Genomic DNA, 442 nt, shown 5'->3' on the forward strand with positions numbered 1-442 from the left:
TATGGATGATGAAACACCTCAGGAATGAGGTGTCTGTTGTATGACTTGGCAGTCGTCGGCCACTGTCAGGACAGAGGTGTTGCCCGCATCATCGACCGTGATAGTGACGGGAAATTGTGTCTTGCTCAACATCATTGCAGAGCGGCTCGAGCCACTGACCGTGCTTCGCATGCGATTGCCGCCAGCAGATTCCAGCAATATCGCAACAGACTGGTTAGCGTGCGTTGTAATCTGTAAAGCAATGTTCTGAGCCTGAACCTTCCAAGACAAATCAACCGGTAAATCATTCTGCGCCAGGGCTGTTATCGGGAGATAAGTAAAAGCGGCGAAAGCCGCCGCTTTTATCATTTTTACTGAGTGCATAAGCTAATTAAAACTGGTTCAGGATAAAGGTATTGCCATCAGAGTTACCACTGATTTCTTTGATAGCAACATCATTAGT

At 47.1% G+C, this 442-nt stretch carries 1 protein-coding gene; it reads right to left on the reverse strand.

The annotated features are described in order from the left end of the window. Window positions 1–18: 18 nt before the first annotated feature. Entirely contained in the window at window positions 19–348 is a 330-nt protein-coding gene (locus ACYP03_RS24175) for a hypothetical protein (RefSeq protein WP_459782391.1), read from the reverse strand. Between the last annotated feature and the right edge of the window lie 94 nt (window positions 349–442).

This window comes from Photobacterium sp. R1 (genome assembly GCF_054600795.1).

Coding starts and splice junctions, on each gene's coding strand:
- ACYP03_RS24175 (WP_459782391.1), bottom strand. CDS start 348: ATGATAAAAGCGGCGGCTTTCGCCGCTTTTACTTATCTCCCGATAACA.